Origin of the sequence: Mycobacterium scrofulaceum (genome assembly GCF_001667885.1) — a bacterium.
GTDB lineage: Bacteria > Actinomycetota > Actinomycetes > Mycobacteriales > Mycobacteriaceae > Mycobacterium > Mycobacterium scrofulaceum_C.
The window spans coordinates 1-4,453 of sequence record NZ_LZJW01000056.1 but is presented as its reverse complement, the minus strand read 5'-3'; the positions used below and the strand labels follow the sequence as shown (position 1 = coordinate 4,453).

Sequence of the window (4,453 nt, the reverse complement as noted above, 5' to 3'; positions counted from 1 at the left end):
ACGGTGGCGATGCCTACCACGTGGCTCCCGCCCGAGTAGCCCGGGATCGCCACCGTGCCACCGCCGGCGCCGTCGGCCGGCCCCGACGCGTTCAGCGGCGTCGCGCCCGACGTGGACATCATCGCGATCCGCCAGTCCAGCCAGGCCTTCGGCCTCAAGGACGCCTACACCGGTGACGAGGACCCGCAGACGCGGGCGAAGATCGACGGGGTCCAGACGATGGCCCGGGCGATCGTGCACGCCGCCAACATGGGCGCGCAGGTCATCAACATCTCGGACGTGACCTGCATGAGCGCGCGCAACATCGTCGATCAGCGCGCGCTCGGCGCGGCGGTGCGCTACGCGGCGGTCGACAAGAACGCCGTCATCGTGGCCGCGGCGGGTCCAGCGGGCGGGGGTAGTCGACGCCTACCACGTGGCTCCCGCCCGAGTAGCCCGGGATCGTCACCGTGCCACCGCCGTGGCTGACGGCCGGGGCCTGGCCACCGGGCTGCGCCGGCTGTCCGCCGCCGGATTGCGGCGCCTGGCCGCCCTGGCCGCCTTGCGGCGGTCCCGGCGGTGGGCCAGCAGGCGCGGGCGGCGGCGCACCGAACGGTCCCGGAGCGGGCGGCTCCTCCTGCGGAGCGGGGGGAACCATCGTGACGGTCTGCGGCAACGGCGACAACGTCACGGTCTGGGGTGGTGGGGCTTTCGGTGGCGGTTCGGTGGTGGGGATGGTGACTGGCCGGCGCGGCGCGGCCGGCGGCACTCCGGCGCCGTTCGCCGGTGCGGCGCCGATCATCGATGCCACGATCGTGCCGTGCGCATCGCAGTCCGAGAGTCCGTCGCCGCCCATGACGTAGTCCCCGCCGGGGATCAGATGCGGAAACCTGGGGTGCGGACTCACCCCGGTGTCGATGACGGCCACTTTCACGCCGGCACCGCGCCCGAACTGCCACGCCTCCTGCAGGTTCAGCATGTCCATGTACTTCGGCTGCAACCGGAAGTCCGTGCCGGGCAGCACCCCGACCTCGGTGCAGTAGGAGTTCTGCTTCATCGGCGCCGGCGGCCCGGGCGGGCCGTCAGGCGGCACCGCCCCGGGATCGATCGTCGGCGGTGAAATCGCAGAGGCGGGCGGCAAGCCGGCCAATGCTCCTGAGGCGAGCAAGATTGCGGCGAGGGCCGCAGCGGACGCGCGCCCTCGCCACACCTTGCTACTAGCGGTAGCGGATTGCTGCATAGACATTCATCAACCACAATGCCAGCGGGAAAATCGGCATCAGGCAGAGGTATTCGATCCATTCCACGAACTTGCGGAACAGCGGGCTGTAGATGGTGTTGGGCACCACGGCCGCGGACGTAAGGCCGGCCGCCGGCAGCAGAACCAGGATCGCCGCGCTGATCGACACGGCCAGGGGCGACTGCAACACGAGCGCGTAGCGCACCACGACCGCACCGACGATGAGGACGGCCGTCACGGCGAGGGTGATCGCCTGCCAGCGGTCGACGTACGAACGTCCGCGCAGCATCAGGAACCCGGCGCTGAAGCCGGCCAGCAGCAGCGGCAGCCAGCGCTGACCGGTGTGCGGGTCCGCCAGCGCCGTCAACGAGACGACCATCAACACGCCGAGACCGATCAGCAGGCCGGTCAAGAAGGAGCGGGCCCGTTCGGCCTGCACCAAGACGTCGCGGACGGACGCGGGACCCTCGAGGACCGGGGGTCCACCGTCGGAGCGGACCACCGTGGTGGGCAGGTCCGGCCGAGCCTCGAACACCCAACGGCTGGTCGCCGAGGGGAACACCGGCAGCCGAATGCCCGCCAACCGTCGGGAGAGGGCGGGCGCGGTGTGGTAGACGAGCACGGACAGCAGGACGACGCTGGTCAGCAAGGTCACGGCGCCGGTCATCGCGACCATCCTTGCCAGCGCCGCGATCGCCCCGACCACGCTGACCGTGATCAGGGCGGTGTAAAGCCCCAGCCGCCGACCGGTGAAACGCACGGCAAGCATCGCCGCGATGGTGAGAACGCCGAAACCGAGCACCGCGTGGGGGGACCCCACGCCGCCCGGCGGTGCCGCCGCTGCGGCGACGGTGAGCGGCGCCAAGCCGCTCAGCAGCATGATGTCGGCGATGCGGCGGTCCTGGTCGGTGCGCGCCCGCATCAGGAGCATCAACGAGACGCCGAGCACCACCGCGGCGATCACCGCCGAGTAGGCCGTCGGCAGCCAGGAGTTGTGGTGCCACCGGTACCAGAGCAGCAAGCCCGAGGCGGCGGTCACCCCGGCCGCCACCATCGACGCGCCGACCTGCACCGCGGCGGCGGGGTCGATCGCGGCGAAGCGCTTGCTCAGGTTTGCCGCGACCGCCGTGGAGATGTGCTCGATGACCTGCGAGCGGTGCTCGGTGTCCTGGATGAACCGGATCCACAACCGGTCGCCGTCGTAGACGTCCTGTTCGGTCAGGGACTGGGTGGCCCGCAACGGGCTGCCGTCAACCAGGCAGAGCGCCCACCTGCCACGGCCCGTGGCCTCCAGCGGGGTTTCCCCAAGCTCCCTGAGCCGGCTGTTCACCACTTTCAGCAGCGGCTCGGTCATCACCGAGACGGGGGCGTTGGCGTCCAGCAGGACGCCGATCTGTACGCCCGCCCCGGCCATAACGCCGACCACGACCGCCCGAGGCTGCGAAATCCCCTCAACGTCAGGCTGTAGCGCTTCAACAACCGCAGTCATCGCCCTGAACCCCTTACCGTCGTGAATGTGTAACCCCGTGCCGCCGACCGGGCGGTCGCCTGCGCCGGCCGACTTTCCGGGGCGCTGCCGCCCCCGGGAAAGCGCAGCTCGACTATTCCGAATTCCATCTACCCCGCCTTGCGACTAAAACTTCGGTGACAGTGGTTTGAGATTTGCTGAATCTCTTAGAGAAGTATGCCGTGTTGGCATCTCAACCGCATGTTGAGTGCAAAGTCATTGGTGAACTTTATGTTTCGTCCAATGTCAGACCCGGCTGTGGGTTTTCCACTCGCCGTACGGCAGCGTGTCCAGCACCGTCTTGACGCCCACCTGCACCAACTGGGGGGTTGCGGGGCAGATGGCCAACCAGGCCTCCCCCGAACCGGCCGTCCTCGCTTGCTGGTAGAGCGCGATGCGGCCACCGGAACCGTCTTTGAGCGACAGCACCGACGCGCTCGGGCCCTTGGCGTCGTCCCGGTATTGACGCGCATACACCGCGACCTCGGCCGCCGGGTCCGACAGGGCCTGCCCCAGCGCGGCCACGGTAGCGGCACTGATGCCCATCCGCCGCAGGTCGCCGCCGGAAAAGACGTTGAAGCCCGACTCCTGCCACGACTTCGTCGCTTCCAGCATCTCTTCCAGCGGCACGTTGACCGCATTGATGGCCGCGGGCTCAGCGTGGTGAATCGACTCCAGCGCGTCCAGGACCAGGGACGCGATCGAGGCGCTGTCGGCGATGGCGACGTCGTCGACGGTGATGTCGCCGCCCACCCGCACCGCCGAGACCCAGTGCTGGCCGCGGCGGGCCAGGACCACCCGGAACTCGTTGTCGGGGATGTCGCGCGACCCGGGCGGCTGGTTCTCGTCGTCGACGACGCCGTAGAGCAGCTTGCCCCGCGACAGCAGGGCGATCACCTCGAGGTCCGGCGCGGCCAGCACCCTCATCCGAGCGGCCACGTGCTCGTTCACCTGGTCGTTTTCGACGATGCCCTGCTCGCGCATCACCGCCATGCCGGGATGCTCGTTGAGCCAGTCGCTCGAGTCGGTGGAGACGAATGGCCGGCACCGCAACTCCGGCGCGACGTGCCGAATGTCCAGGAGGGCCTGGAGCATCCAGAAACCGTCGACGTTAACGGTGATGTCGGTGCGGGCGGTCTGTTGGTCCATCAATACCTCAAGGGTTGAAAGTGCACGGTAACCGCAGGACGCGGCAGCACACCGATGTCTGGTGTGCTGCCGCGCCTGAAGTTGGGGTTAGGCCCAGCTGGACCCAACGGCGCTGTCGGTGCTGGCCATGTTGCTGCCGGCGCTCTGCACCTTCTGCCCGTGGGCGTTGGCCTGCTCGTAGATCACCTGGAAGTTGCGACCCAACTGGGTGATGAACTCCTGGCAGGCCACCGAACCGGCACCGCCCCAGAAGTCACCCGCAGCAAGCACATCGCGAACGATGGCCTGGTGCTCAGCCTCCAGAGACGCGGCCTGGGCGCGGATCAAGGCACCGTGGGCGTCGACATCGCCGAACTGGTAATTGATTGTCATAACGGTGTTCTCCTAATGTCTGGAATGGTACGCAGCCGCGGTTTTTAGCGCTAGCTGCTGAGGATTTGCTGCGAGGCCTGCTCTTGCTGCTCGTAGTTGTTCGCGTCGCGGATCAGTCCATCGCGCACACCGTGGAGCATGTTGACGATGTTGCGGAAGGCCTGGTTGACCTGGCCCATGGTGTCGTACGAGGTCGCCTGCGCCTG

At 68.4% G+C, this 4,453-nt stretch carries 3 protein-coding genes and 3 pseudogenes; 1 reads left to right on the top strand and 5 read right to left on the bottom strand.

The window, feature by feature from the left end; genetic code table 11:
- Positions 1-57: 57 nt before the first annotated feature.
- Positions 58-384, top strand: a pseudogene (locus tag A5681_RS26360) (peptidase S8); the annotation flags it as partial.
- Here A5681_RS26360 and A5681_RS06995 read toward each other — a convergent pair.
- The 5 genes and pseudogenes from A5681_RS06995 to A5681_RS06975 all read right to left on the bottom strand — a co-directional run.
- Positions 377-1,219 (bottom strand): annotated as a pseudogene (locus tag A5681_RS06995) (S8 family serine peptidase); the annotation flags it as partial. The pseudogenes A5681_RS26360 and A5681_RS06995 sit on opposite strands and share 8 nt — an antisense overlap.
- Complete coding sequence (gene eccD, locus A5681_RS06990; protein ID WP_067271227.1) at positions 1,197-2,708, bottom strand: type VII secretion integral membrane protein EccD; 1,512 nt, start codon at positions 2,706-2,708, stop codon at positions 1,197-1,199. The gene eccD and the pseudogene A5681_RS06995, both read right to left, overlap by 23 nt.
- 264 nt (positions 2,709-2,972) lie before the next feature.
- Positions 2,973-3,875, bottom strand: coding sequence for an ESX secretion-associated protein EspG (locus A5681_RS06985; protein ID WP_055405688.1), 903 nt, complete (start codon positions 3,873-3,875; stop codon positions 2,973-2,975).
- Positions 3,876-3,962: 87 nt separating this feature from the next.
- Positions 3,963-4,247: a WXG100 family type VII secretion target gene (locus tag A5681_RS06980; protein ID WP_046182844.1), complete on the bottom strand. Its 285-nt coding sequence runs from the start codon at positions 4,245-4,247 to the stop codon at positions 3,963-3,965.
- A 50-nt stretch (positions 4,248-4,297) separates the two neighbouring features.
- Positions 4,298-4,453, bottom strand: a pseudogene (locus tag A5681_RS06975) (WXG100 family type VII secretion target); the annotation flags it as partial.